The following is a 20,797-nucleotide window of genomic DNA, read 5'->3' on the forward strand; positions in this document are numbered from 1 at the left end:
GGTGCAGGTTCGAGGTCGGTCGGTCGGTCGTGGGCGTGGTTCAGCTCTTGAGGAAGGCAAGCAGGTCTGCATTGATCTTGTCTTGCATCGTGGCGGTGAGCCCGTGCGGAGCGCCTGGGTAGTAGATCGCCTTGGCGCCTTTAACGAGCTGAACGGACTTCTTTGCCGAGTCGTGGATGGGCACGATCTGGTCGTCCTCGCCGTGCATGATCAGCGTGGGCACATCGATCTTTTTCAGGTCTTCGGTGAAGTCGGTTTCGGAGAAGGCCTTGATGCACTCGTAGGAGTTCTTCTGGCCGCATTGCATGCTCCAGAGCCAGAACTGGTCCAGGATGCCCTGCGACACCTTCGCGCCCGGGCGGTTGGCGCCGAAGAACGGGAGAGCGAATTCCTTGTAGAACTGCGAGCGATCGCCGGCGACCCCGGCGCGAAGGCCGTCGAACACCTCGATCGGGAGGCCTTCGGGGTTTGCCGCCGACTTCAACATGACAGGCGGGACAGCGCCAATGAGCACGGCCTTGGCTACGCGCTTGCTGCCATGGCGTCCGATGTAGCGCGCCACCTCGCCGCCGCCCGTGGAATGGCCGACCATCGTGGCCTTCTTCAGGTCGAGTGCCTCGAAGAGAACCGCGAGGTCGTCGGCGTAGCCGTTCATGTCATTGCCCGACGAAGACTGGCTCGAGCGGCCGTGCCCGCGCCGGTCGTGCGCGATGACGCGGAAGCCGTTGCGCGCCAAGAAGAGCATCTGTCCGTCCCATGCATCGGCGTTGAGCGGCCATCCGTGAGAAAAGGTCACGACGGGACCTTCTCCCCAGTCCTTGTAGTAGATCTGCGTGCCATCGGGGGTGGTGATGGTGTTGCTCGTCCGCGAAGGGCTCGAAGGCTGGAGGGGCCGAGTGCGGGTTGCTGCGCCGGCTGCTTCTTGCATGCCGAAGGCGAGGGTGCCGGTGGCGACGGCAGCGCCGGTCGCGATCAGGTGTCGGCGCGAAGGATTCTGTGTGGTCTTCATGGTTTCCTGCGGTTGAAATTGAAACGTCGCACCACGGTGCGCGAGTGCTGGGAAAGAGGCCGTGGAACGATTGAAATGCTAGGTTCGCCGAGGGCGAGCGAGTAGGCCTGCGCAGGGACTCACGCTGTTGTCGCGTCGGCACCAATCCCGGCCTCGGCCTGCAGCTTCGGGCTGAGGTCGGTGAGGCAAGCCAGGTCGGCCGCCCGGATCTTCGAGGTCATGAAGTCGATGAACACGCGCATGCGCGAAGGCAGGTGCTGGCGGCTCAGATAGCAGATGTAGTGGCCGCTGTCGTCGGGCGCGTACTGGGTCAGGCACGCGACAAGCGCACCGGTCCTGAGCGCCTCGCAGGCCAGGTAGCCTGGCAGCTGGGCGATGCCGTGCCCGTCGAGCACGGCCTGCAGCACCAGGTCCGCATCGTTGTAGGTGAGCTTGGCCTGCGGAACGAGCTTGCGTGGCTGACCCCCGACCTTGAACTCCCACTCGAAGATCCGGCCGGATGAATAGCGGAAGTTGATGCACTCGTGCCCGGCCAGGGCTTCCACGCTGTCGGGCAGTCCGTGGGCTGCCTGGTAGGCGGGTGAGGCGCACAGCAGCAACTGCATGGGGATGATCTGCTTGGCGATGATCTGGGCGTCTTCCATGCGGCCGTTGCGAAACGCGATGTCCACGCGGTCGGAGGTGAAGTCGGTCGGCTTGTCGTTCAGCAACAGGTCGATGGTGACCTCCGGGTAGGTTGCGCGAAATTCGCCCAGCAGCGGCGCGACGACCCGGCGGCCGAACCCGACTGCGGCGTTGATGCGCAGGTGCCCGCGGGGCGGGCCTTGCCGCAGGTCTCGCATTTCTTCGACGGCCTGCACGATCCGGTCGACGCCGGTGTGGCAATTGGCGTAGAAGAGGTCGCCTTCGCGTGTGAGCGTGGTGCTTCGCGTGGTGCGCAGGAAGAGCCGCACGTTCAGCTGGTCTTCCAGCTTCTGGACGCTGCGGCTCACGGCGGAGCGGCCGATGCCCAGCCGATCGGCGGCCCGTGCGAAGCTGCCTTCCGTGACAACGGCAATGAAGGCAACCACTCCGGCATAGCTGGTGGCGAAGCTGGAGGCCAGCGGGTCCGCGCGTGGCGCGAGGGGGAGGGAAGAGGGCGAAGGAAGGGCAGAGGTTGTCATGAGTCGGCTTCTCGGTTCGAGGGATCGGGTGTCCTGATCCCCCCATGAAAGCGAAGCGGTCACTCTGCGCGCAAAGCCGTGACGGGGCCAGTTAAGCCCTGTCAATGTTTGTTATGCCTGGCCTTCAGGCACTGTCCCCGTGAGCCCGATGCGGCGCAAAGTCTGTCAGGTCCGGGAGAGCGCGCTGCGCAGTGCGCGGGCTTGCGCAAGGCCGGGGTGCTCGCCGTGCGGCGCCGCGCGCGCGCAGATCTCGTCCAGCAATTCGAGGGCATCCTTCCTCTTGCCTCGGCGATCCCACAGCCGGGCGGTGCTGATCGCCGCACGAAACTCCCATCCCAGGGCGCCTTGCTGCCTGGCGGTGCCGATGGCACGCAGGTAGAACACCTCGGCTTCGTCATCAAGGCCGCGCTGCTCGCAGCGCCTGCCCGCAGCGCGCCAAGTCTCGGCCGCGCTCCATTGGCCGTGTCCGGCGCCGGCGCGCGCGATCGTGTCGTCGTCGATCCAGTCGGCGCAGAAGGTCACGAGCATTTCCTTGCGTGGCGCGTCAAATTCGTCGAGTTGCCGCACGACTTGGCGTATATGCCGGTGGGGCTCGTGCGCGGTAAGCGCCTGCAGGCCCAGTGCATAGCAATGCGCCCACTGGTGCCAGTACGCCAGACCTCTGCGCCGGGCCTCGTCCAGCAGCATGCGCACCCATTTGCGCGCCAGTTCCAGCTCGCCCGACCACAGGGCGACCGGACATGCGCCGAACAGCGCGAAACACAGCGACAGCGCATTGCCTCCGGCCTCGGCAAGAGCCACCGCGTGGGTGGCGGTGGCCATGGCCTTCGCCGCATCGCCCTGGAGCCAGAGCGTACGGGCCAGAAAAGCGTTCGATGCGACGGCGGCATCGACCTGGAACAGATTGACGGGTGTCTGGCGCACGGTGCCGCCCACAATGATCGCCGCCTGGGCGCCGGCACTGGCCGCAGAAAAGTTGCCGCAGAAGTGACTCGCCAGCGCGGTCATGCGATGTGCCAGGTTGAGTGCGGCGGGATCGGGGGTCGATTGCGCGAATTCGAACAGCACCTGCGAGTGGTGCAGCGCGGCCGCGTATTCGCCGCGAATCGCATGCAGCACGCAGATACCCCAGCGGGCCTGGACTTCCAGCACGACCGACCGGACCAACATGGCCACGGCAAGCGCCCGATCGTAGGCGGCGCTCATTTCGGGGACCGGTCCGCGGGTGTGCCACAGCGCATTGCCCAGGGCGATCTGCAGCCATGCCTCTGTCTCTGTGCCCCCATCAGGCGGTTGCGCGAGGCATGCGAGCGCGGCGATGACCCGGTCGCGATACTCCTCGACCTGCGAGACGTGAAACCACAAGGGCGCCGAAGCGATGGTGAGCGCGGCGCCGGTTTCCCAGTCGTCCTGCTGCGCCAAGCAGGCGTCCAGCGCGCTGCGCACGTCGTCCAGCCGGTGCGCGTAGCGTGCGTTCCAGGCCTGTACCGTGAGTTCGCCCGAATCCGACGTCGCGGCGCTCATCAGCTCGCGCATGAAGAGCGCATGGCGCCGCCGCAACGCCGGGCCTTCATCGGTCTGCGCGAGCAGTGCGGCGGCGTAGCTGCGCGTCGTATCGAGCAGCCGGTAGGGCGCGATGCTGTCGCTGTTGTCGAACGACACCAGCGACTTGTTCGCCAGCGAGATCAGTGCATCGAACGCCACTTCGGAATCCATGTCCGCCCGGGTGACACTCAGCGCCGACTCGACATCGAAGCGCCCGCGAAAGACCGAGAGCCGCCGAAAGAGTCGCAGTTCCGCGTCGTCGAGCAGTGCAATGCTCCAATCCAGGGCGGCCGCGAGCGTGCTGTGCCGAGGCAGAACGGCCCGACTGCCCGAGGAGTAAAGCCGCATGTGGTCATTCAGCCGGAAAGCAAGGTCGCCGATCGGCTGGACGCCCAGGCGTGCCGCCACCAGTTCGATGGCCAGCGGGATGCCATCGACCTGCCGCGCGACTGCGGCGAGCAACCGGCCGTCGGAATCCTCGAACGCGCGGGCACCCACGGCCTTCGCACGCTCGACCAGCAGTTCTACCGCCGGCGACGCCATGGCTTCGGCCAGATCGGCACACTGCGCGCCGGGCAGCGCGAGCGGCGACAGCCGTTCGACGTGTTCTCCCTCGATGCGAATCGCCTCCCGGCTGGTTGCGAGAATGCGCAAGCCGGGCAGGGCGCCGAGCAGTTCGGTGACAAGAAGCGCCAGCGCGTCGAGCATGTGCTCGCAGTTGTCGATCAGCAGGAGCACGTCGCGGTCCTCCAGGCGCTGCAGGATCGCCCGCGTCGTGTCGGGGGTGTCCGCCGGTGCGCCGAGCGCGCGGGCCACCGTGCTCACCAAATGGGCCTGCGAGACCAGCGATGAAAGGTCGATGAAAGCCAGCTGCATGGCCGTGCGTTCTGCGTGGCATTCGGCCGCATGGATGGCGACACGGGTCTTCCCGATACCGCCGGTGCCGACGAGGGTGACCAGCCGGCACGTGGCGAGTGATGCCAGCACGCGCTCCATGTCGGCGTCGCGGCCGACCAGCCGGGTGAGGCGCTCCGGCAGCTTGGCGAAAGACAGCGCGGGCAGAGCCGCCGTCCGCGGCCGATCCTCGGTCGGCATGCCGACCTGTTCGCGAAAAACCGTGCCATTGAACCGATAGCCGCGCAGGGGAATGTTCGAAATCCATTCCTTGCAGTGGTCCCCGTCTTGAGGCTCACCCAACGCCTTGCGAAGCGCGGAGATGTGGACCCGCACACTGGACTCCTCGACCACCACCCCGGCCCAGACGGTGGCGAGCAGCTCGTCCTTGCCCACGACTTCGCCCACACGTCTGAGCAGTTGCAGCAACAGCTCGAACGAGCGCGAGCCCAGGCGCACGCTGGCCCCGAGTCTTTCCAGCCGGCGCTGGGACTCCCAGAGAATGAATGCGCCAAAGCGCCAGCGAACTTCGCCCGGCCCCTGCGCCGCGCCGGCATGCGTCTCCTCTGGCGTCGAGCGCGCCGCAATGTCGTACATGTCACCCACTCGCGAGCCCTCGCAATGCCTGCGCTGCGGGCAGGCCCGCGCGGCGTCGGACGGCGGCGACTCGCCAGTGCGCGATGGGAAATGCCTCGAGCGCAGATTTTTTCATTCGATGATCCAGTCAAGATGAAGGCCGCAGCCGTTCGGCCCCACGGTGCGGGATGAACTGGCTGGCGGCGGGGACGAGCCCCCTTCGATATGCAAGACGGCCAGGCCCGAGGTTTTGTGACAGGAATCGCGATGTGCGCTTTGCATGGGCAGCAATCACCACTGTCGGCGATGTCGAGCGATTGGATGCGATGAGGGGCCGTTCAGGAACCCGGTTCGGGTGAACGAAGCGTCCTGAGATCGCGAACGATGTACCGCGCCGGCTCTCGCCGATTGGTGTTCCGCCGGCAACACGGTGCGCCACCGCAGCGCCCTTCTGCAAGGAGATGCGGCTGCCTACGATCGGTGTCATCGCGAAAAACCAGAGAACAACATCGTTCATCACAGAGGCCCCCCGCCGCGATGAATCCGGGGCGGCCGCATCAAGAAGCACGGATTTCTCGTGAACCTTTATCACACCGAGGGCGCGCAATCCGCCCTTCAGACCCCGCACGACGTTCGAGCCGCAACGAGCTTGCGCTGCACGATCCGGGACCGGGCGCTGGCCGTCATCTCGCACGAACTCAGGCAGCCTCTGAATGTCATTCAGATGAACGCCAGCCTGCTGCAGCGCCTGCCCGCATCCGCGGAGCCCTCGCAACTGCAGCGCATCGCCCAGGCGATGCAGCGCGCCATCGAGAGCCAGACGCGGCTCATCGACGACCTGCTCGATTTCTCGCGCCTGCGAACGGGCAAGCTGGCGCTGCGCCGCGCGGAGGTCGACTTCGGCGCCCTCGCGCTGGACCTTGTCACCGCCTTCGGTGCGCGCTGGTCCTCCGGTTGCTTGCGCGCGCAGATGCAGACGGCCGATCCGTTGATCTGCCATGCCGACCCGGTGCGGCTGGAGCAGGTCGTGGGCAACCTGCTGGACAACGCGATGAAGTTCTCACCCGAGGGCGCGGAGGTTCAGGTGCGCCTTTCTTCCGAAGATGGCTTCGCCCGTCTCGCGGTGGCGGACAGTGGTTGCGGCATCGCGCGTGAGTTCCTTCCGCATGTCTTCGGCCTGTTCAGCCAAGCCGGCACGGGGGACGGCGGCTCGCGCGGTGGGCTGGGCATCGGTCTGGCGCTGGTTCACGGTCTGGCGGTCGCCCATGGTGGTTTCGTGAAGGCGACGTCCGCGGGACCCGGACGCGGCGCCGAGTTCAACGTGTGGCTTCCTCTTCATCGACGCGCCTGACGGTGCGCCGCACATTGATGCCGGGCATGCAACACGGCAGTACCTGCGGCATGCCTACCGCAACCGAGATGCGAAAACTAGCATTTGAGCCGTGCCGCGATGTTCGCGAACCGGAGCCCAGCCGTCCTGAGGTCAGGGCAATCACGCCCTTGAGGAGTCACCATGACGCAGCGCGTTCATTCCTGCGCGCCATCAGGCGCGACACGCCGCACGCTCAAGGCGCGAGCGCAGTCCCTGCAGGCGGCCGCGGAGGCTGCGCCGCGAGGCGCGATCGACCGAATCTGGAGCGCGGGGTACATGAGTATCTCGCTGCTGGCCATCGTGGCCGCCTGCGCGGTCGCCGCCGGTGAGGCGGCGCACGCGGAACTGCGATTTGCGACCGCGGCCATCGGTGCCACACCGCCCGTGCATGACATCTGCTCCGCAGCCGCCGCCCGCCAGGCCAACCCTGCGCCGGCGTGCGCCAGCGCCCATGCGCACAGAAGCCACTTTTTCGGCGCATGTTGAGCCCCGCTCATTGCCACTACCCGATTTTCAGAACGAACGAAGGCCAACGCCTGGACCTGTCGCTCGCGATGCATCCCGCAAGGGGTGCGCTTTTTTTCAAGTCAGGCCATTCATTCATCAAAGGACATCAGCATGAAGAATTTTTCCAAACTCGCAAGCGCATTCACAGCCATCGGCATCCTGTCGCTGCACCTGTCGGCACCTGCAAGCGCGGCCACATCGGGCGCGCCGGCAAAACCCACTGTCGTGCTGGTCCACGGCGCCTTCGCCGAATCGGCCAGCTGGAACGACGTGGCACGCGACCTTCGTGCGCGCAGCTTTCCCGTTGTCGCGGTCGCCAATCCGCTTCGCGGCGTGAAGTCCGACGCGGACTACGTTGCAGCCCTCGTGGGGTCGATCCCTGGGCCCGTCGTGCTGGTCGGACATTCGTATGGCGGGTTGGTGATTTCCGCTGCGGCGGTGGGAAAGCCCAATGTCCAGGGCCTGGTCTTCGTCGCTGCATTCGCCCCCGAGGTTGGTGAATCGGCGGCCGACTTGTCGGGCAAGTTTCCCGGCAGCACGCTCGGCTCGGCGCTGGCTGCACCGGTGCTCCTGCCGGACGGCGCCAAGGACCTCTACATCCAGCAGGAGAAGTTCAGCAAGCAATTCGCCGAAGACGTGCCACCGGCGCTTGCCCGGTTGATGGCTGTGTCGCAACGCCCCATCACAGAGGGCGCCCTGGGCGAAGCGTCGCCTGCTGCCGCGTGGAAGAACCTGCCCTCCTGGTTCATCTACGGCGACCAAGACAAGAACATTCCGGCTGCCGCGCAGGCCTTCATGGCCGAGCGTGCGAAGTCGATGAAGACGGTCGTGGTCAAGGGTGCTTCCCACGTGGTCATGATTTCGCGGCCGAAGCTCGTGACCCGGCTGATCGCCGAAGCCGCAGACGCGGTCGCTAAGGCACAGCCCTGAGGCTGCGCGCCGCTCGTGTCCTGGCGCTTGCATACCAATGAAGGTCTCGCTGCCTCCTCGCCGCGTCTGGTTGGAATGGCTCAAGAACGTTGCCAGCGCCGTGATCGTGACGGTCGCGGTCGCCGCAGGTGCGGTGATCGCCGCCTCCGAGTCGCAGCAGCCAACGAGCGGGAGTGCTGTCGCCTTGCTCTGCGGTGCGCTCGGGCGCTGCCGGGGCGCGCTGCAACCGCAGGCTCCCGTCACCCGGGGCGCCGTCGCGCAGGCCCTGGCGCATCCGGACCCTTAACAAGGCTTGACACGGTTTAACTGGCGGCGCGACTGCCAACTGCACAGACTTTCACCCATGACTTCCAGAAGGACTTGAAGCCCATGACCGCGCCTACCCAGGCCAGGCCGATCCATGTGGCGGTTGCGCACCGCGACCCCTACGTGGCCGCCGGCATCGCATCGCTGCTGCGCTCCCGTGCCGACTTCGTCGTTCAATCGGGCCTCTCCGACCTCGACAGCGGCGGCGACGCCGTCGACGTGCTCGTCACGGATCACGCAACCGGCGTTCACAGGGCAACGAATGTCCCTCCTGGCCGGGGCGGCTCCGGGCCGAGGTCTTTCCTCGTGGTCACGGACCAGAGCACCGGATGGCAGATTCGCCGCGCCGTGGACGCCGGCGTGCGCGGCTACCTTCTGCATGATTGCTCGGTCGAGGAACTCTCGGACGCGGTGCGCTGCGTTGCAGGGGGACGCAGGTACCTGTCCTGCCCGGTGGCCGACCAGTTGCTGGACAACTTCTCGTCCGCCGCACCGACCGCCCGTGAATTCGAGGTGCTCCATCTCATGGCGCAGGGCCTGGCCAACAAGGACATCGGCCGGCGCCTGAGCATCGGCGAAGGCACCGTCAAGACCCATGTGAAGGCGATCCTGCGCAAGCTCCAGAAGCCGACGCGGATCGCCGCGATCGGCGAAGCCTTTCGCCGCGGCCTGCTGCTGGAGGCATCGCCATGATCCGCTCCATCGATCTGTCTGTGCGTGTGTCCCATGGTGATCCGCTCGTCATGGCCGGGCTCGTCGCGCTCATCGACCAGGAACCGGGGTTGCACGTGCCGGCGGGGGGCAGGCCCGACGAGCGCGTTGTGGACGTGGTCGTGGCCGACCACGCCTGCGCACTGAGCCTGCTTGCTTCGGCCTCGGCGTCGGCCTCGGCGTCGGCGTCGGCATCGGCATCGGCATCGGCATCGGCATCGGCATCGGCATCGGATCCGACGGGCGTGGCCGGCGGCTTGCATGCGCCGCGCGTCATCGTCGTGACGCAGCTGGACAAGGAAGGGCAGGTCATGCAGGCGCTCGCCCGCGGGGCGCGCGGCTATCTGCGCCAGGACGCGGACCCGGCCGAGCTGATGGAGGCCATCCGCCAAGTGGCGCGAGGAGGTCCTCTCTACCTGTGCAAGCGCACGAAGACGCTTTTCAGGCACGGCGCCCCGCGCACGGGCTTCACCGCCCGGGAGGAAGACGTGCTGCGCTTCCTGGTGAACGGCGATTGCAACAAGCGCATCGCTCGCAAGCTGGACATTTCCGCCACCACCGTCAAGGCACACGTCTCCAGAATCTGCGAGAAGCTGCATGTCGGCTCGAGGGTGCAGGTGGCCGTGAAGGCGACACAGCGCGGGCTGGTCTGTGTCTGAGAATCGCCGGTGGCGCTTCGGTGCCTTCGCACTGTCGGAAGCCGAGCCAAGGCTCGAGCGCGACGGCCAGCCAGTGCGGCTCGGATCGCGTGCCCTCGGACTGCTGGTCGCGCTCGTGGGTCGCGCCGGGGAAGTGATCAGCAAGGATGAGCTGCTCGCGGCGGTCTGGCCTGACACGGTGGTCGAGGAGGCGAGCGTTCGCGTCCATATGTCGATCCTGCGCAAGGCCCTGGGTCGGCCCGGTGCTCAGGACGGGTGCCTGGAATGGATCGCCAACATCCCATTGCGCGGCTATCGCTTCCTGGGGCGGGTGCACGGCGAGTTCGTGCCGTCCGCTGCCGTGACGCAAGTAGCCCACGCGTCGCTGGGGGAAGCGTCGGCCGGGTTGCCCACTCGCTTCCCCAGGCTCGTGGGACGCGAGGCGGAGGTCGAGCGCCTGCTCGGCATGCTTGCGGCGAGCAGGCTGGTCACGGTCGCCGGACCCGGCGGCGTGGGCAAGACCAGCGTTGCCATCTGCGTGGCCGCGCGTTATCCGGAAAGGCCGCCGCACGCCCAGGTCTGCTTCGTCGATCTCGCGCCGCTGACTTCGCAGGACCACGTGCTGACGACCATGGCGCGCGCCATCGGCGTGCGAGGCGATGTGCCGGACATCGAGGAAGCCATGGTCCGACGCCTCGAAGGGCGGGCGACGCTGCTGCTCGTGGACAACTGCGAACATGTCATCGAGAGGCTGTCGCCGCTCCTGGGCAGATTCCTCGCCGCGTTGCCCGGGTTGCAGGTTCTTGCCACCAGCCGCGAGGTGCTTCGCGTGGGGGGCGAACATGTCTTTCGCTTGATGCCCCTGGCGGTCGAGCAGTCCCCGCCCATTTCCCTGGCGCATGCGTTGCGCTCGCCGGCGGTGCAGTTGCTCATCGAAAGGGCGGAGGCCGCGGGCGCGCGCGGATTCGACGACGCGAGCAGCGGTCCGTTGATCCGGATCTGCCAGCAGGTGGACGGCATCCCACTGGCGATCGAGTTGGTCGCGGCCCGCCTGGGCTCACAACCCGTGAGCGAGCTGGCATTCAGGCTCGACGATCACATGCGCTTGCATTCGACGGCCGGGCGGGCTGTGCTGGCAAGACAACGCACGCTGGCTGCGACGCTGGACTGGAGCATCGGCCTGCTGGGCGATGCCGAGCTGCTCCTGTTTCGCAGGTTGTCCGTGTTTCGTGCTTACTTCGGCGTCGCGGCGGCGCTGAGCGTGGCAGCCAGTGCGCTGGACCCGGACGTGGCGTCCGACGCGTTGCTGAGCCTGGCCAGCAAGTCGCTCGTCGTCTACGACACCGATCAGGCCGCGGACTCGCCCTACCGCCTGCTTGACACCACCCGCAGCTACGCGCACGCGCTGCTCGTGCGGGCGGGCGAGAAAGACGCGGTGTCGAAAAGCCACGCCCTTTTCATGCTGGACCTCATGGGCATTGCCACCGCGGAGCTCGCGTCGCTGGACGCCGATGCCTGGACGCAGCGCTACCGCGGCTCCCTGGACGACGTTCGTGCGGCGCTGGATGCGTGTATCGGCCACCATGACGACATGACGATCGCCGGAGCGCTCACCGTCGCGTCCGCACCGCTGTGGTTCCGCCTGTCTGAGGTCAGTGAATACCGGGATCGGGTTCGCGCGGCACTGGATCACGTCGATGCGCTGAAGGTACCTGACCGCCTGACGGCCGGGCGGCTGGAGATCGCGCTCTACAACGCGCTGTGGCACACCGGCGGCACGGTGTCGGAGATGACGCAGGCGTGCGAGCGGGCGCTGGGTTGCGCGCTGGAATTCCAGATGAAGACGCTCGAATTCCAGGCTCGGTGGGGCCTTTGTGCGCTGAACGTCACGCGCGGCGCGTACCCGCCGGCGTTGCAGCATGCGCAGATCCTGAGCGAGTTCGCGAGCCACTCGACCAACGCGGTGACACGCAATCTCTCGCACCGCATGCTGGCGCTCGCCAGTCACTTCTGCGGCGTGTTCGCCCAGGCCAGGATGCACGCGGAAGCGGCGGCGGACGCGGACGACGCGATCCGGCGCAACCATGTCAACGCGTTCCAGCCCGACGCACGCACCACCGCCTTGGCCATTCTTGCCAGGACGCTGTGGATCCAGGGCGAGAGCCGTCTTGCCATGGCCACTGCCATCCGGTGTGTGCAGGAGGCGCAGGCGCTGGAGCACGCGCTGTCCCTGTGCGTTGCGCTCTTCTGGATCTGTCCGATGGCCATATGGGCCGGCGAATGGCGGGCAGCGCGCGCCTGGGTCGACACGATGCTGCAGCAGACCCGTTCCAAGGGCTTCGCCTACTGGCACGACTGGGCCCTTTGCTACGCCGACGCCATGAAGCTCGGCGAGGTCGACGACGTCGGCGCGCACATCGATGCCGTTGCGGCAAAGGTCCTGGCCATGGACGAGCCCCGCAGGGAAATGATGGTCACGTTCTGCGACCGGTGGGTGGACGATCGATTGGTGGCTCGCGCAGAGCAGGGCGAAGGCCAGTGGAGTGCTGCCGAGGTTTGCCGTGCTGCCGGGCGGCGCATGGAACTGCAGGGCAACGATGCCGAAGCCGAGACGCTTTATCTACAGGCCCATGCCCTTGCACGTTCGCAAGGCGCACTTGCCTGGGAGTTGCGTGCGGCGCAGACGCTGGAAGCATTTCGCGCCCGGACGTGTCAGCGTTGAACGGATCGCGCCTCCGGCGGGCGGGTCCGTGCCAGTGAGGCGCGCTGTTCCCAGGCGACGGCGCCCTGTCGCCTGGCGGTTTCGATGGCCCGCAGGTAGAAGACCTCGGCCTCGTCGGGCGCAGCGTTGTGCGCCGCGCGCCACCCGGCAGCGCGCCAGACTTCCGCGGCGACCCATGGACTGCCTCCGCGCGAGACGCGCTCGATCATCTCGTCGTCGACCCAGTCGACGCAGAAGGTCGCGAGCATCTCCCGGTGGGGCGCGTCATAGGTCGCGAGCTGGCCGGCCACCTCGCGCACGTACAGGTCCCGGTCCGGCGCGATGCCCAACTGCAGCCCCTGGGAGAACCACTCGGCATAGCGCAGCCAGCCCACCAAGCCCTTGCGCTGTGCTTCGTCCGTCATCAATTGAATCCATTGAGCGGCAAGCTCGAGTTCACCGGCCCACAGCGCAACCGGGCAGGCGCCATACAGCGCGGAGCACAAAGAGACGGACTTTCCGGCCGCTTGCGCGCGGTCCACCGCGTCGCTGGCCTCTTCGAGGGCCTTGGCCGTTTCCCCTTGCACCCAGAGCGTTCGGCTCAGCATGGCTTTTGCGGCAACGATGGCGTTCACTCCCACCATGTTGGCCCGGGCATGGCCGAGGCCGCCGCCCACGCGCACGGAGGCTTCGCTGTGCAGTCTTGCCACACCAAAGTGGCCGCAAAAGTGGTTCGCCATGGCCATCACGCGGTGAGCGAGATTGAGCGCCGCAGGGTCGGACCAGGATTGCGCGGCCGCCATGAGAGTGTGGGCCTGATCCAGGGCCGCCGAATACTCCCCGCGGAACATGTCGTGCGTGCACCGGCCCCAACGAGCTTGCAGTTCCAGCACGGGGATCTTGACGGCAAGCGCGCCGGCCAGGGCCTGGTCCGCGGCAGCCTCCAGCTCGGGTGAGGACCTGCCGGTATGGAGCAGGGCACTGACCAGCGCCGTGTTCAACCAGGTCGCCGTTTCCGTGTCGCGCGTGGGTTGCCGATCGACCAGCGCTAGCGCTGCCGAGACCCGGTCGCGGTACTCCACAACCTGGGCCAGGTGAAACCACAAGGGCGCGGAAGCCGTCACCAGCGAGGCGGCCATCTTCGCGTCGGGTTGCTGCGTGAGGCAGACTTCGAGTGCAAAACGCACGTCGTCCAGGCGGTGCGCATAACGATCGGCCCAGGCCTCTTCGGTCAGGTCCGAAAGTTCCGCCGCCGCGGCCTTCATGAGATCGCGCATGAGCATCGCATGGCGCCGCAGCAACGCCGGCCGTTCGTCGCTCTGCGCGAGCAGCGCGGCGGCATAGCTTCGCGTCGTGTCCAGCAGCCGGTAGGGCGCGACAGCGTCGCTGCTGTCGAAGAAGACCAGCGACTTGTTGACCAGCGAGATCAGTGCGTCGAATGCCACCTCGGTGTCCATGCCGCCGGCGCTCACGCCGAGCGCGGACTCGACATCGAAACGGCCGCGGAACACCGACAGCCAGCGAAAGAGCCGCAGTTCGGTATCGCTGAGCAGCGCGATGCTCCAGTCCAGGGCAGCGGCGAGCGTTCGGTGTCGTGCAAGCGCGGCGCGGCTGAAGGCATAGAGGCGCATGTGGTCGTCGAGCCTGCGCGCCAGATCGGCGACCGGTTGGACGCCCAGGCGCGCGGCCACCAGTTCGATTGCCAGGGGAATGCCGTCGACCTGCCTGGTGATCTGGGCCAACAGGGGACCGTGCGATTCGTCGAACGCACCCGCACCTGCGGCCTTGGCCCGCTCGACAAGCAATTCGACGGAGGGCCAGTGCAGCGCCTGCGAGAGCGAAATCTGCTCGACGTCCGGAATTGCGAGCGCGGGCAATCGGAAGACATACTCGCCCGCTACGCGAAGCGCCTCACGGCTGGTCGCGAGGATGCGCAAGCCGGGGAGCACGGAAAGCAGGCCGTCGATCGGCGGCGCCAGTGAATCCACCACGTGCTCGCAGTTGTCGATCAACAACAGCACGGCGCGCCCCGCCAGCCGCTGTGTGATGGCTTCGACGATGTTCGGCAGGTCGGCCGGCACCCCCACGGCGCGTGCCAACGTGCCGAGCACGTGATCCTGGGAAATCAGCGACGACAGATCGATGAAGGCGATCTCCGTGCCGTGCCGGTGCTGATGGTTCTGCGCCACGTGGATCGCGAGCCGGGTCTTGCCGATGCCGCCCGTGCCTGCGATCGTGACCAGCCGGTGGGCTGCGAGCGATTCGAGAGCGTTCGCCACATCGGCTTCGCGACCGACAAGTTCGGTCAGCCGAACCGGCAGCGGTGTGAAACCGGGATCGGGCGGTGGTGCCGCGGGCCTGGTCAAGATGCCGCTAGCCTCGCGTCGGACACGTCCATTGAAGCGGTAGCCGCGCAGCGGAATGTTGGAGATCCACTCCTTGCATTCGTCGCTCCCGCCCGGCTCTCCCAGTGCCTTGCGCAGCGTGGACATGTGGACGCGCACGCTGGCCTCTTCGACCACCACGCCCGCCCAGACTGCCGCAAGCAGGTCGACCTTGCTCACGAATTCGCCGGCGCGCTTGATCAGTTGCAGCAGCAGATCGAAAGAGCGCGGCCCCAGTCGCACGGCCTCGCCGGCGCGCTCAAGTCGGCGCTGCGCCTCCCAGAGAACGAAAACGCCGAAGTACCACCGGACTTCTGCCGACGCCAGGTCAGGTGACTCCTCGGGCTTCATTTGAATGATGGGGTACGGGCCACCTCACGTCGTCGCCGGCTTGGCGCGCGCGTCGCAAGGCGGTTGACTGGGAAGGCGGATCGGGTCGACGGTTTCCATGGGCAGAGACTCAAGTATCCGTTTGATCGTAGCCGGAGGCTGCGCGGCATCGGCCTAGGCCCTGCTGCCCATGGGCCATAGGGGCATGCGGTGCGAAGCGACCGCTTGGATTCGGCTCTGGCACTGCGCAGACCCGCGCCACCCCGTCGATCAAGGCGCCGTGACAGCCGACCGAAGGTGTGCCCGGCGTGAAAGGCGTCGGCCGCCGGGCAGTTGTTCGCTATCGCAGCGTCTTCAAATACCTGACGAGTTCCGCGACCTCATCGGCATCGGGGACGCCCGCAAAAGGCATCCGGTTGCCCGGCACGGCTTGTTGCGGATCGCTGAGAAAGGCCGCCAAGGATTTGTCGTCCCAGGTGATCTGTGCGTTCTTCATGGCTCGGCTGTAGCCGAACCCCGGCGACGAGCCGGCCTTTCGGCCCACCACGCCGGCCAGTGGCGGCCCGATGGCGGCCGCGCCTTGCGCTGTATGGCATGCCGCACAGGTGGTCCATGTCTTGGGCGGCTGCACGGCCGCTTGGCCATGCGCCAGGTTCATGAAAGCTGCGGCGCAGGCGGTGAGCAGGAGTGTTCGCATCTCAGTCTCCTCAAAGCATGCGCGGCTGCTTTGCATAGCGCACCAGGTCATCGCCCAGGCGCAGCGCCAATGCCGCGAGCGGACCCGTGGGGTTGTATCCCGCGTTGTGCGCGTAGACAGAGGCGCCAACCACGAAGAGGTTCTGCGCATCCCAGTGCTGAAGTCGCGGCGACACCACGCTCGTTGCGGGGTCGGCGCCCATGATCGTTCCACCCGTGGTGTGCGTAGTCTGGTATTGGCGCGTATCGAAGTCGCCTTGCCGCGGTTGCGGTGCACCGACCGTGGTGGCACCCATGGCGCGCGCGATCCCGGCGGCCTTGTTCGTGACGTACTCGCTCATCCGGTGATCGTTCTCGTGAAAGTTGAAGGTCATGCGCAGCAGGGGCAGGCCGTAGGCGTCGCGGTACGTCGGATCGAGGTCGAGGTAGTTCTGGCTGTGCGGGTAGTTGCTGCCGTGCACCGCGACGTTGAAGGCGTGCGCATACCAGTCGGCGTTGGCTTGCTTCCACGCCGATCCCCAGCGGGGCGTTCCGGCCGGGTGGAGCCGGGAATTGATGGGGCGGCCGTTCGTCACGTTCGAGTAGATGTAGCCGCCGCCGAAGAAACCGAGCCCTGCGTGGTCGAAGTTGTCGCCGTTGAACTCGTCCACCACCATCTGCGAGGCGCCCGACGCCATGAACGGATTGATGAACCGATCCTTGAAGAACACCGGTACCGATGACATCACCTGGTAGCAGAAGTTCTTGCCGACCACGCCCTTGCCCGTCTTCGGGTCATAGGGGCGCCCGATGCCGCTCGTGAGCAGAAGCTTGGTGTTGGTCATGGTGAAGCCGGACAGCACGACGACATCGGCCGGCTGCTCATACGTTTGCGCGGTCTGCAGGTCGATGAACTGCACGGCGGTCACGCGCCGGGCGTGCTTGTCGTAGACGAGCCCGGTCACCTGCGAGTGAAGACGGATCTCGAAATTGCGTTGCTTCTGCAGCAGCGGATACAGCAGCACTGCCGGGCTGGCCTTTGCATTGGCCTCGCAGATGAAACGCTCGCAATGGCCGCAGTATTGGCACGGCGCGAGACTTGCACCATCGGGGTTGGAGTAGGCGCGCGGCGAGTTGGCGGCGGGCAACGGGAACGGTTTGTAGCCAAGGCTTTGAGCGGCCGCCTTGAAGATGCGACCCGACTCGAGAATTTCGAGCGGGGGCTGCGGGAAATCGCGTTTTCGGGGGGCCTCGAAGGGGTTGCCGCCTTCGATCAGCTGCCCGCCGACATTGCCGGCCTGCCCCGCGATGCCGAAGAGCTGCTCGAACAGGTCGTGGTACGGCTCCATCTCCGCGTAGCTGACGCCCCAGTCCTGCACCGTCATCTCGCGCGGTATCGCCGCCTTGCCGTAGCGCGTCTCGAGCCGGGTGCGCAGGGCCGGGTCGTACTCGGCCCAGCGCCAGGTCTGTCCGTTCCAGTGATTGGCCGCGCCGCCCATGCCTTCGCCGGGAAGGAAGGCTTCCATGCGGCGTACCGGCAGCGCGCTCTCGCCGATTGAATGACGCAATGTGTAGGTCTCGTTGGCCCAGTTCTGCACGAGGCTGTTGCGCACGGCCCAGCGCAGTTCGTCACGCTGATTGGGCAACGTGGCGGCCGCACTGCCGGCGAGATCGCCACCGCGCTCGAGCACCAGCACGTCGATGCCGGAATCCATCATCTGCCGCGCCGCCAAGCCGGCGGTGAGGCCGCCGCCAACGAAGACGACGGCGCGTTTGGGAAGTTTGTGAGTCATGGGAACAGACCTTCAGCTGAAGTCATCGATCGACTGCGGCTTGGCCGCGCCAGGGAAGGGCAGGCCGCGGTACTGGACCACGTTCCGGCCGTGAAAAGCGGGCAGGCCGGGGAAGCCAACGGCGCGCCAAAAGGCCTTGTCGCGGTTGCCGCCGTACATCGGGTCGGCAAAGCAGGCCTGAACGAACAGCGGATAGAAGAAGTCGTTGAACCAGGCACCGAGCGCATAGCGCTCGTCATCCACCTGGCCGGCAGAGACCTCCTGCAGCAGGGCGTCGAGCCGCCCGGCTTCGAGCTGCTCGATGGGCTTGCCGGTGCGTTGACCGGCCGCGCGGCGCAGCACCGCAAGACCGGCCTTGAAGTGCTGCTCGGGTGTGAGGGGCGACTGGTAGCCATGCTGCGGCTTGCCGGGGCGCCAAGGGCCTTGTCGGTAGAGCTGGTCACCACGCCCCCAGCCACCGGCCAGCTGGTGATCGATGTACAGATGCAAGCCGCAGTCGACCCCATTCGGTGTCATTGCATCGGCCGGGCACATCACGTTGACGAGGGCCTCGACGCAGGCGGCTTCCTGAGGGCCCAGCGACAGGTAGCCAGTGGAGCGAGCGGTACCGGTCGACTGCGTTGCGCTGCCCTGCGCCGAAGCGAGCGGGCTGCCGAGGCCGCTCAGCAGTGCGGGCGCCGCAAGCGCTGCGACGCTGGAAGCGCCGCCGATCTGGCGTAGAAAGAGACGTCGCGCGGGGGGCTCTTGGTCAATCAGGGACATGGGGGGCTTTCTTCGTGGGGGCAGAGTTCGTGCAGACACATCGATCAGAAGGGCTCGTAGGGCGCGGCGCCCACTGTTTCTGTCGGCGTGATCGGCGTGTGGTCCAAAGGCTCCTGGGGCGCCGGATACGACTGATCGAGCGAGTGGAACGCGCTGGCGACCGGAGTCTCGACCGTCGCCGGCGCAGGCGCGACAGCACCGGCTGCCTGGATCGCATAGATCGATATCGATGTGGCGAGGCCGGCCAGCAGCGCCGCGAGGAGAATTCTTTTCGTCATCAACTGCTCCAAAAATTTGAGGGAGCCATCGGGCGGAAAAACCGTTGACGGCGGATGGACAGGCATAGCGTGCGATGAGGAAAACGGGTTCGCGCGTTCTGCATCTGTTGCACTCAAATCTAGGTTTCGACAGTTCGATGCGGTAGCCCTGTCGAGCGAAACGCCGCAGTGAGCCAGTGGCATCAATGGCGCCGTATCACTGCTTGAGTGCGATTGAAAGCGCGCTGTTCAAAGACGCACGGCTGCGCCTCCGCGATGGCGAGAGAAGGAATTCGAAGCGGGGAAAAAAGGGAATGGTCTGCGAGGCGCAGCCATCGAGGGCGAAGGAGGCTGTGCTCCCGAGACGCCATCGGTCTTCGGCGCGAAGGGTGTATCGCGCAGGAAGAGCAAGCGGCACCGCCAGCGGCGGCGACGCCTGCGAAAGAAACTCAGGAGAGGTTGGCCTTGTCCAGGCCGAAGGCCTTGTCGGACGATCCAGGCACGGTCTGGAACGCGATGTTCACGCGGTTCCATGCGTTGATGGCCATGACGCTGAAGGTCAGTTCCGAGAGTTCTTTTTCCGACAGCTGGGTGCGCACGCGCTCGTAGATGTCGTCGGGCACGCCCTGCTCGGGCAGCTTGGTCAGCACCTCGGTCCAGGCCAGGGCCGCGCGTTCGCGGGGAACGAACAGCGTTGATTCACGCCATGCGGCCAGATGGTGAATGCGCAGTTCGCGTTCGCCATGGATCTTGGCTTCCTTGATGTGCATGTCGAGGCAGAACGCGCAGCCGTTGATCTGCGAGGCGCGGATGGCGACGAGGTCCCGAATCGTCTGCTCGATGATGCCGTTGTCCACCAGCGTGCTGAACTCGATCAGCTTCTTGAAGAGCTCGGGCGATTGCTTGATGTAGTTGAGGCGATGAGTCATGTGTGGCTCCGCCCTCAGTGCGGCTGAGGTACCCGTTCGCGAAGAGCGCGAGAGAGAAGAAAAATTCTGTGCATCGACGATCCGGCGCAACAGGCCGGCGGCCTGCTTGCGCGCCGCAGGCCGCGATCAGTAGTCCCAGATGATCGGAACCCAGCGAAAGATGTCACCGTCGATCGCCACGCGGCCAAGGGAAGGGAAGGGCAGGTGAGCGGCCACCAGCAGCCCGCGGTTCTGCGCCATTTCGCGCAGGAGGCCGATGCGAACTTCGGCCGCTTTCTCCGGGTCGTGCTCGAAGCCGTTCTGCCAGTCAGGGTGGTCGAACGCGACCGGGAACATGGCGTCGCCGGCGAACGTCAGGCGCTCACCGCCCGACACTAGGTCGACCACGCTGTGCCCTGGTGTGTGGCCGCCGGTACGGCGGACCACCACGCCCGGCGCGACCTCGCGGCGCTCCTCGAAGGTCTGGATGCGATCGCGGTATTCGTTGTAGAAGCTCTTGGCAGTCGAGCGCAGCACCTCCGGCACGGGCTTAGGCATCACTGTGTGGGAGAAATCGGGCGAGATCCAGAAGTCCACCTCTGCCTTGGCCACGTGGATGCGCACGTCGGGGCGCAGGCGTTCCTTGATGCCGGGAACGAGCAGCCCGCCCACGTGGTCCATGTGCATGTGGGTGAAGATCACGTCGGTGACGGACTCGAGTTCGATCCCGGCCGCGGCCAGACGCTGGGGAAACTGCCCGGCGCGGGGAAATCCCGGGAACTGGCCGCCCAGGCCGGCGTCGATGAGGATGGTCTGGTCGCCGCTGCGGGCCACCATCACGTTCAGCGGCCAGTCGTACTTGTCGGGCGGCATGAACATCTGGTCCAGCCAGCTCGCCAGATCTGCCGGGTCGGCGTTGGTGGCCATGGTCGAGGTGGGCAGCGGCAGCACGCCGTCACTGACCACCAGCGCGTCGATATCGCCGATGCGCAGCGCGTAACGGGAGGGCACCGGATCTTTGGGCTTCTCGCTCGTGGGTTGCAAGGTGTCATCTGTGGGGGACATGGCGGAATCTCCAAAAGGGCGGCCCGGTTGCGCGGGCCTAACCTGCCAGGCGACTGGCAGCAAGTTGCCGTTCAACTCCCAGGGGTTGTCAGGCACGGGTCACGGCAGAAGGCCGCATGCCGTTGATCGTAGGGAGGGGGTGCGCGCGCCGGTAGGCTCGTGAACGGACGCACAGTGGTGCCTGATACGCAACAAACACGTCAATCTCTTGATCGGTGGTGACGGTCTTCGGTCACCCCGTTCGAGGCGAGACTGTGAGAAGCCGCGTTGA

The 20,797-nt window shown here is 66.4% G+C and carries 17 protein-coding genes; 7 read left to right on the top strand and 10 right to left on the bottom strand.

Going from position 1 to position 20,797, the window contains the following annotated elements:
* Nucleotides 1-40: 40 nt before the first annotated feature.
* The 3 genes from IG196_RS08380 to IG196_RS08390 all read right to left on the bottom strand — a co-directional run bounded on the left by IG196_RS08380 (nucleotide 41) and on the right by IG196_RS08390 (nucleotide 5,208).
* Nucleotides 41-1,009, bottom strand: a complete 969-nt coding sequence (locus tag IG196_RS08380) for an alpha/beta fold hydrolase (protein WP_192195773.1) — start codon at nucleotides 1,007-1,009, stop codon at nucleotides 41-43.
* A gap of 119 nt (nucleotides 1,010-1,128) precedes the next feature.
* Nucleotides 1,129-2,172 carry a LysR family transcriptional regulator gene (locus IG196_RS08385; protein ID WP_192195774.1) on the bottom strand — a complete coding sequence of 348 codons (1,044 nt, stop codon included), beginning with the start codon at nucleotides 2,170-2,172 and terminating at the stop codon, nucleotides 1,129-1,131.
* Between the two features lie 165 nt (nucleotides 2,173-2,337).
* Nucleotides 2,338-5,208 carry an ATP-binding protein gene (locus IG196_RS08390; protein ID WP_192195775.1) on the bottom strand — a complete coding sequence of 957 codons (2,871 nt, stop codon included), beginning with the start codon at nucleotides 5,206-5,208 and terminating at the stop codon, nucleotides 2,338-2,340.
* 556 nt (nucleotides 5,209-5,764) lie between these two features.
* Here IG196_RS08390 and IG196_RS08395 point away from each other — a divergent pair.
* The 7 genes from IG196_RS08395 (at nucleotide 5,765) to IG196_RS08425 (ending at nucleotide 12,373) form a co-directional block, all read left to right on the top strand.
* Nucleotides 5,765-6,538 (top strand): sensor histidine kinase, encoded by a 774-nt coding sequence (locus IG196_RS08395; RefSeq protein WP_192195776.1) that lies wholly within the window; start codon nucleotides 5,765-5,767, stop codon nucleotides 6,536-6,538.
* Nucleotides 6,539-6,700: 162 nt separating this feature from the next.
* Nucleotides 6,701-7,045: a hypothetical protein gene (locus IG196_RS31995; protein ID WP_225616973.1), complete on the top strand. Its 345-nt coding sequence runs from the start codon at nucleotides 6,701-6,703 to the stop codon at nucleotides 7,043-7,045.
* A 132-nt stretch (nucleotides 7,046-7,177) separates the two neighbouring features.
* Nucleotides 7,178-7,996 carry an alpha/beta fold hydrolase gene (locus tag IG196_RS08405; RefSeq protein ID WP_192195777.1) on the top strand — a complete coding sequence of 273 codons (819 nt, stop codon included), beginning with the start codon at nucleotides 7,178-7,180 and terminating at the stop codon, nucleotides 7,994-7,996.
* Between the two features lie 37 nt (nucleotides 7,997-8,033).
* Nucleotides 8,034-8,282 (top strand): hypothetical protein, encoded by a 249-nt coding sequence (locus IG196_RS08410; RefSeq protein WP_192195778.1) that lies wholly within the window; start codon nucleotides 8,034-8,036, stop codon nucleotides 8,280-8,282.
* 83 nt (nucleotides 8,283-8,365) lie between these two features.
* The gene (locus IG196_RS08415) at nucleotides 8,366-8,995 is read left to right on the top strand and encodes a response regulator transcription factor (protein WP_192195779.1); all 630 of its coding nucleotides are present in this window, start codon (nucleotides 8,366-8,368) and stop codon (nucleotides 8,993-8,995) included.
* The gene (locus IG196_RS08420; protein ID WP_192195780.1) at nucleotides 8,992-9,672 is read left to right on the top strand and encodes a LuxR C-terminal-related transcriptional regulator; all 681 of its coding nucleotides are present in this window, start codon (nucleotides 8,992-8,994) and stop codon (nucleotides 9,670-9,672) included. The genes IG196_RS08415 and IG196_RS08420 overlap by 4 nt, the downstream gene beginning before the upstream one ends.
* A complete protein-coding gene (locus IG196_RS08425; RefSeq protein ID WP_192195781.1) occupies nucleotides 9,665-12,373 on the top strand; it encodes an ATP-binding protein in 2,709 nt (902 codons plus the stop codon). Before IG196_RS08420 ends, IG196_RS08425 begins: the two co-directional genes overlap by 8 nt.
* Here IG196_RS08425 and IG196_RS08430 read toward each other — a convergent pair.
* The 7 genes from IG196_RS08430 to IG196_RS08460 all read right to left on the bottom strand — a co-directional run bounded on the left by IG196_RS08430 (nucleotide 12,364) and on the right by IG196_RS08460 (nucleotide 20,526).
* Entirely contained in the window at nucleotides 12,364-15,087 is a 2,724-nt protein-coding gene (locus tag IG196_RS08430) for an ATP-binding protein (RefSeq protein ID WP_225616974.1), read from the bottom strand. The two genes, IG196_RS08425 and IG196_RS08430, sit on opposite strands and share 10 nt — an antisense overlap.
* Before the next feature lie 319 nt (nucleotides 15,088-15,406).
* Nucleotides 15,407-15,763: a c-type cytochrome gene (locus tag IG196_RS08435; RefSeq protein ID WP_225616975.1), complete on the bottom strand. Its 357-nt coding sequence runs from the start codon at nucleotides 15,761-15,763 to the stop codon at nucleotides 15,407-15,409.
* Nucleotides 15,764-15,773: 10 nt separating this feature from the next.
* Entirely contained in the window at nucleotides 15,774-17,534 is a 1,761-nt protein-coding gene (locus IG196_RS08440; protein ID WP_192195782.1) for a GMC family oxidoreductase, read from the bottom strand.
* A gap of 12 nt (nucleotides 17,535-17,546) precedes the next feature.
* Nucleotides 17,547-18,296, bottom strand: a complete 750-nt coding sequence (locus IG196_RS08445; protein ID WP_192195783.1) for a gluconate 2-dehydrogenase subunit 3 family protein — start codon at nucleotides 18,294-18,296, stop codon at nucleotides 17,547-17,549.
* A 44-nt stretch (nucleotides 18,297-18,340) separates the two neighbouring features.
* Nucleotides 18,341-18,640: a hypothetical protein gene (locus IG196_RS08450; protein WP_225616976.1), complete on the bottom strand. Its 300-nt coding sequence runs from the start codon at nucleotides 18,638-18,640 to the stop codon at nucleotides 18,341-18,343.
* Nucleotides 18,641-19,002: 362 nt separating this feature from the next.
* Nucleotides 19,003-19,482 carry a carboxymuconolactone decarboxylase family protein gene (locus IG196_RS08455; protein WP_192195784.1) on the bottom strand — a complete coding sequence of 160 codons (480 nt, stop codon included), beginning with the start codon at nucleotides 19,480-19,482 and terminating at the stop codon, nucleotides 19,003-19,005.
* Between the two features lie 126 nt (nucleotides 19,483-19,608).
* Nucleotides 19,609-20,526 carry an MBL fold metallo-hydrolase gene (locus IG196_RS08460; protein WP_192195785.1) on the bottom strand — a complete coding sequence of 306 codons (918 nt, stop codon included), beginning with the start codon at nucleotides 20,524-20,526 and terminating at the stop codon, nucleotides 19,609-19,611.
* Nucleotides 20,527-20,797 lie beyond the last annotated feature (271 nt).

This window comes from Variovorax sp. 38R (genome assembly GCF_014843395.1).
Classification (GTDB): domain Bacteria; phylum Pseudomonadota; class Gammaproteobacteria; order Burkholderiales; family Burkholderiaceae_C; genus Variovorax; species Variovorax paradoxus_H.

What these genes read in the sequence shown, in the direction of transcription:
- IG196_RS08380 (WP_192195773.1), bottom strand. Translation starts at nt 1,009, where the DNA reads ATGAAGACCACACAGAATCCTTCGCGCCGACACCTGATCGCGACCGGC.
- IG196_RS08385 (WP_192195774.1), bottom strand. Translation starts at nt 2,172, where the DNA reads ATGACAACCTCTGCCCTTCCTTCGCCCTCTTCCCTCCCCCTCGCGCCA.
- IG196_RS08390 (WP_192195775.1), bottom strand. Translation starts at nt 5,208, where the DNA reads ATGTACGACATTGCGGCGCGCTCGACGCCAGAGGAGACGCATGCCGGC.
- IG196_RS31995 (WP_225616973.1), top strand. Translation starts at nt 6,701, where the DNA reads ATGACGCAGCGCGTTCATTCCTGCGCGCCATCAGGCGCGACACGCCGC.
- IG196_RS08405 (WP_192195777.1), top strand. Translation starts at nt 7,178, where the DNA reads ATGAAGAATTTTTCCAAACTCGCAAGCGCATTCACAGCCATCGGCATC.
- IG196_RS08410 (WP_192195778.1), top strand. Translation starts at nt 8,034, where the DNA reads ATGAAGGTCTCGCTGCCTCCTCGCCGCGTCTGGTTGGAATGGCTCAAG.
- IG196_RS08415 (WP_192195779.1), top strand. Translation starts at nt 8,366, where the DNA reads ATGACCGCGCCTACCCAGGCCAGGCCGATCCATGTGGCGGTTGCGCAC.
- IG196_RS08420 (WP_192195780.1), top strand. Translation starts at nt 8,992, where the DNA reads ATGATCCGCTCCATCGATCTGTCTGTGCGTGTGTCCCATGGTGATCCG.
- IG196_RS08430 (WP_225616974.1), bottom strand. Translation starts at nt 15,087, where the DNA reads ATGAAGCCCGAGGAGTCACCTGACCTGGCGTCGGCAGAAGTCCGGTGG.
- IG196_RS08435 (WP_225616975.1), bottom strand. Translation starts at nt 15,763, where the DNA reads ATGCGAACACTCCTGCTCACCGCCTGCGCCGCAGCTTTCATGAACCTG.
- IG196_RS08440 (WP_192195782.1), bottom strand. Translation starts at nt 17,534, where the DNA reads ATGACTCACAAACTTCCCAAACGCGCCGTCGTCTTCGTTGGCGGCGGC.
- IG196_RS08445 (WP_192195783.1), bottom strand. Translation starts at nt 18,296, where the DNA reads ATGTCCCTGATTGACCAAGAGCCCCCCGCGCGACGTCTCTTTCTACGC.
- IG196_RS08450 (WP_225616976.1), bottom strand. Translation starts at nt 18,640, where the DNA reads ATGCCTGTCCATCCGCCGTCAACGGTTTTTCCGCCCGATGGCTCCCTC.
- IG196_RS08455 (WP_192195784.1), bottom strand. Translation starts at nt 19,482, where the DNA reads ATGACTCATCGCCTCAACTACATCAAGCAATCGCCCGAGCTCTTCAAG.
- IG196_RS08460 (WP_192195785.1), bottom strand. Translation starts at nt 20,526, where the DNA reads ATGTCCCCCACAGATGACACCTTGCAACCCACGAGCGAGAAGCCCAAA.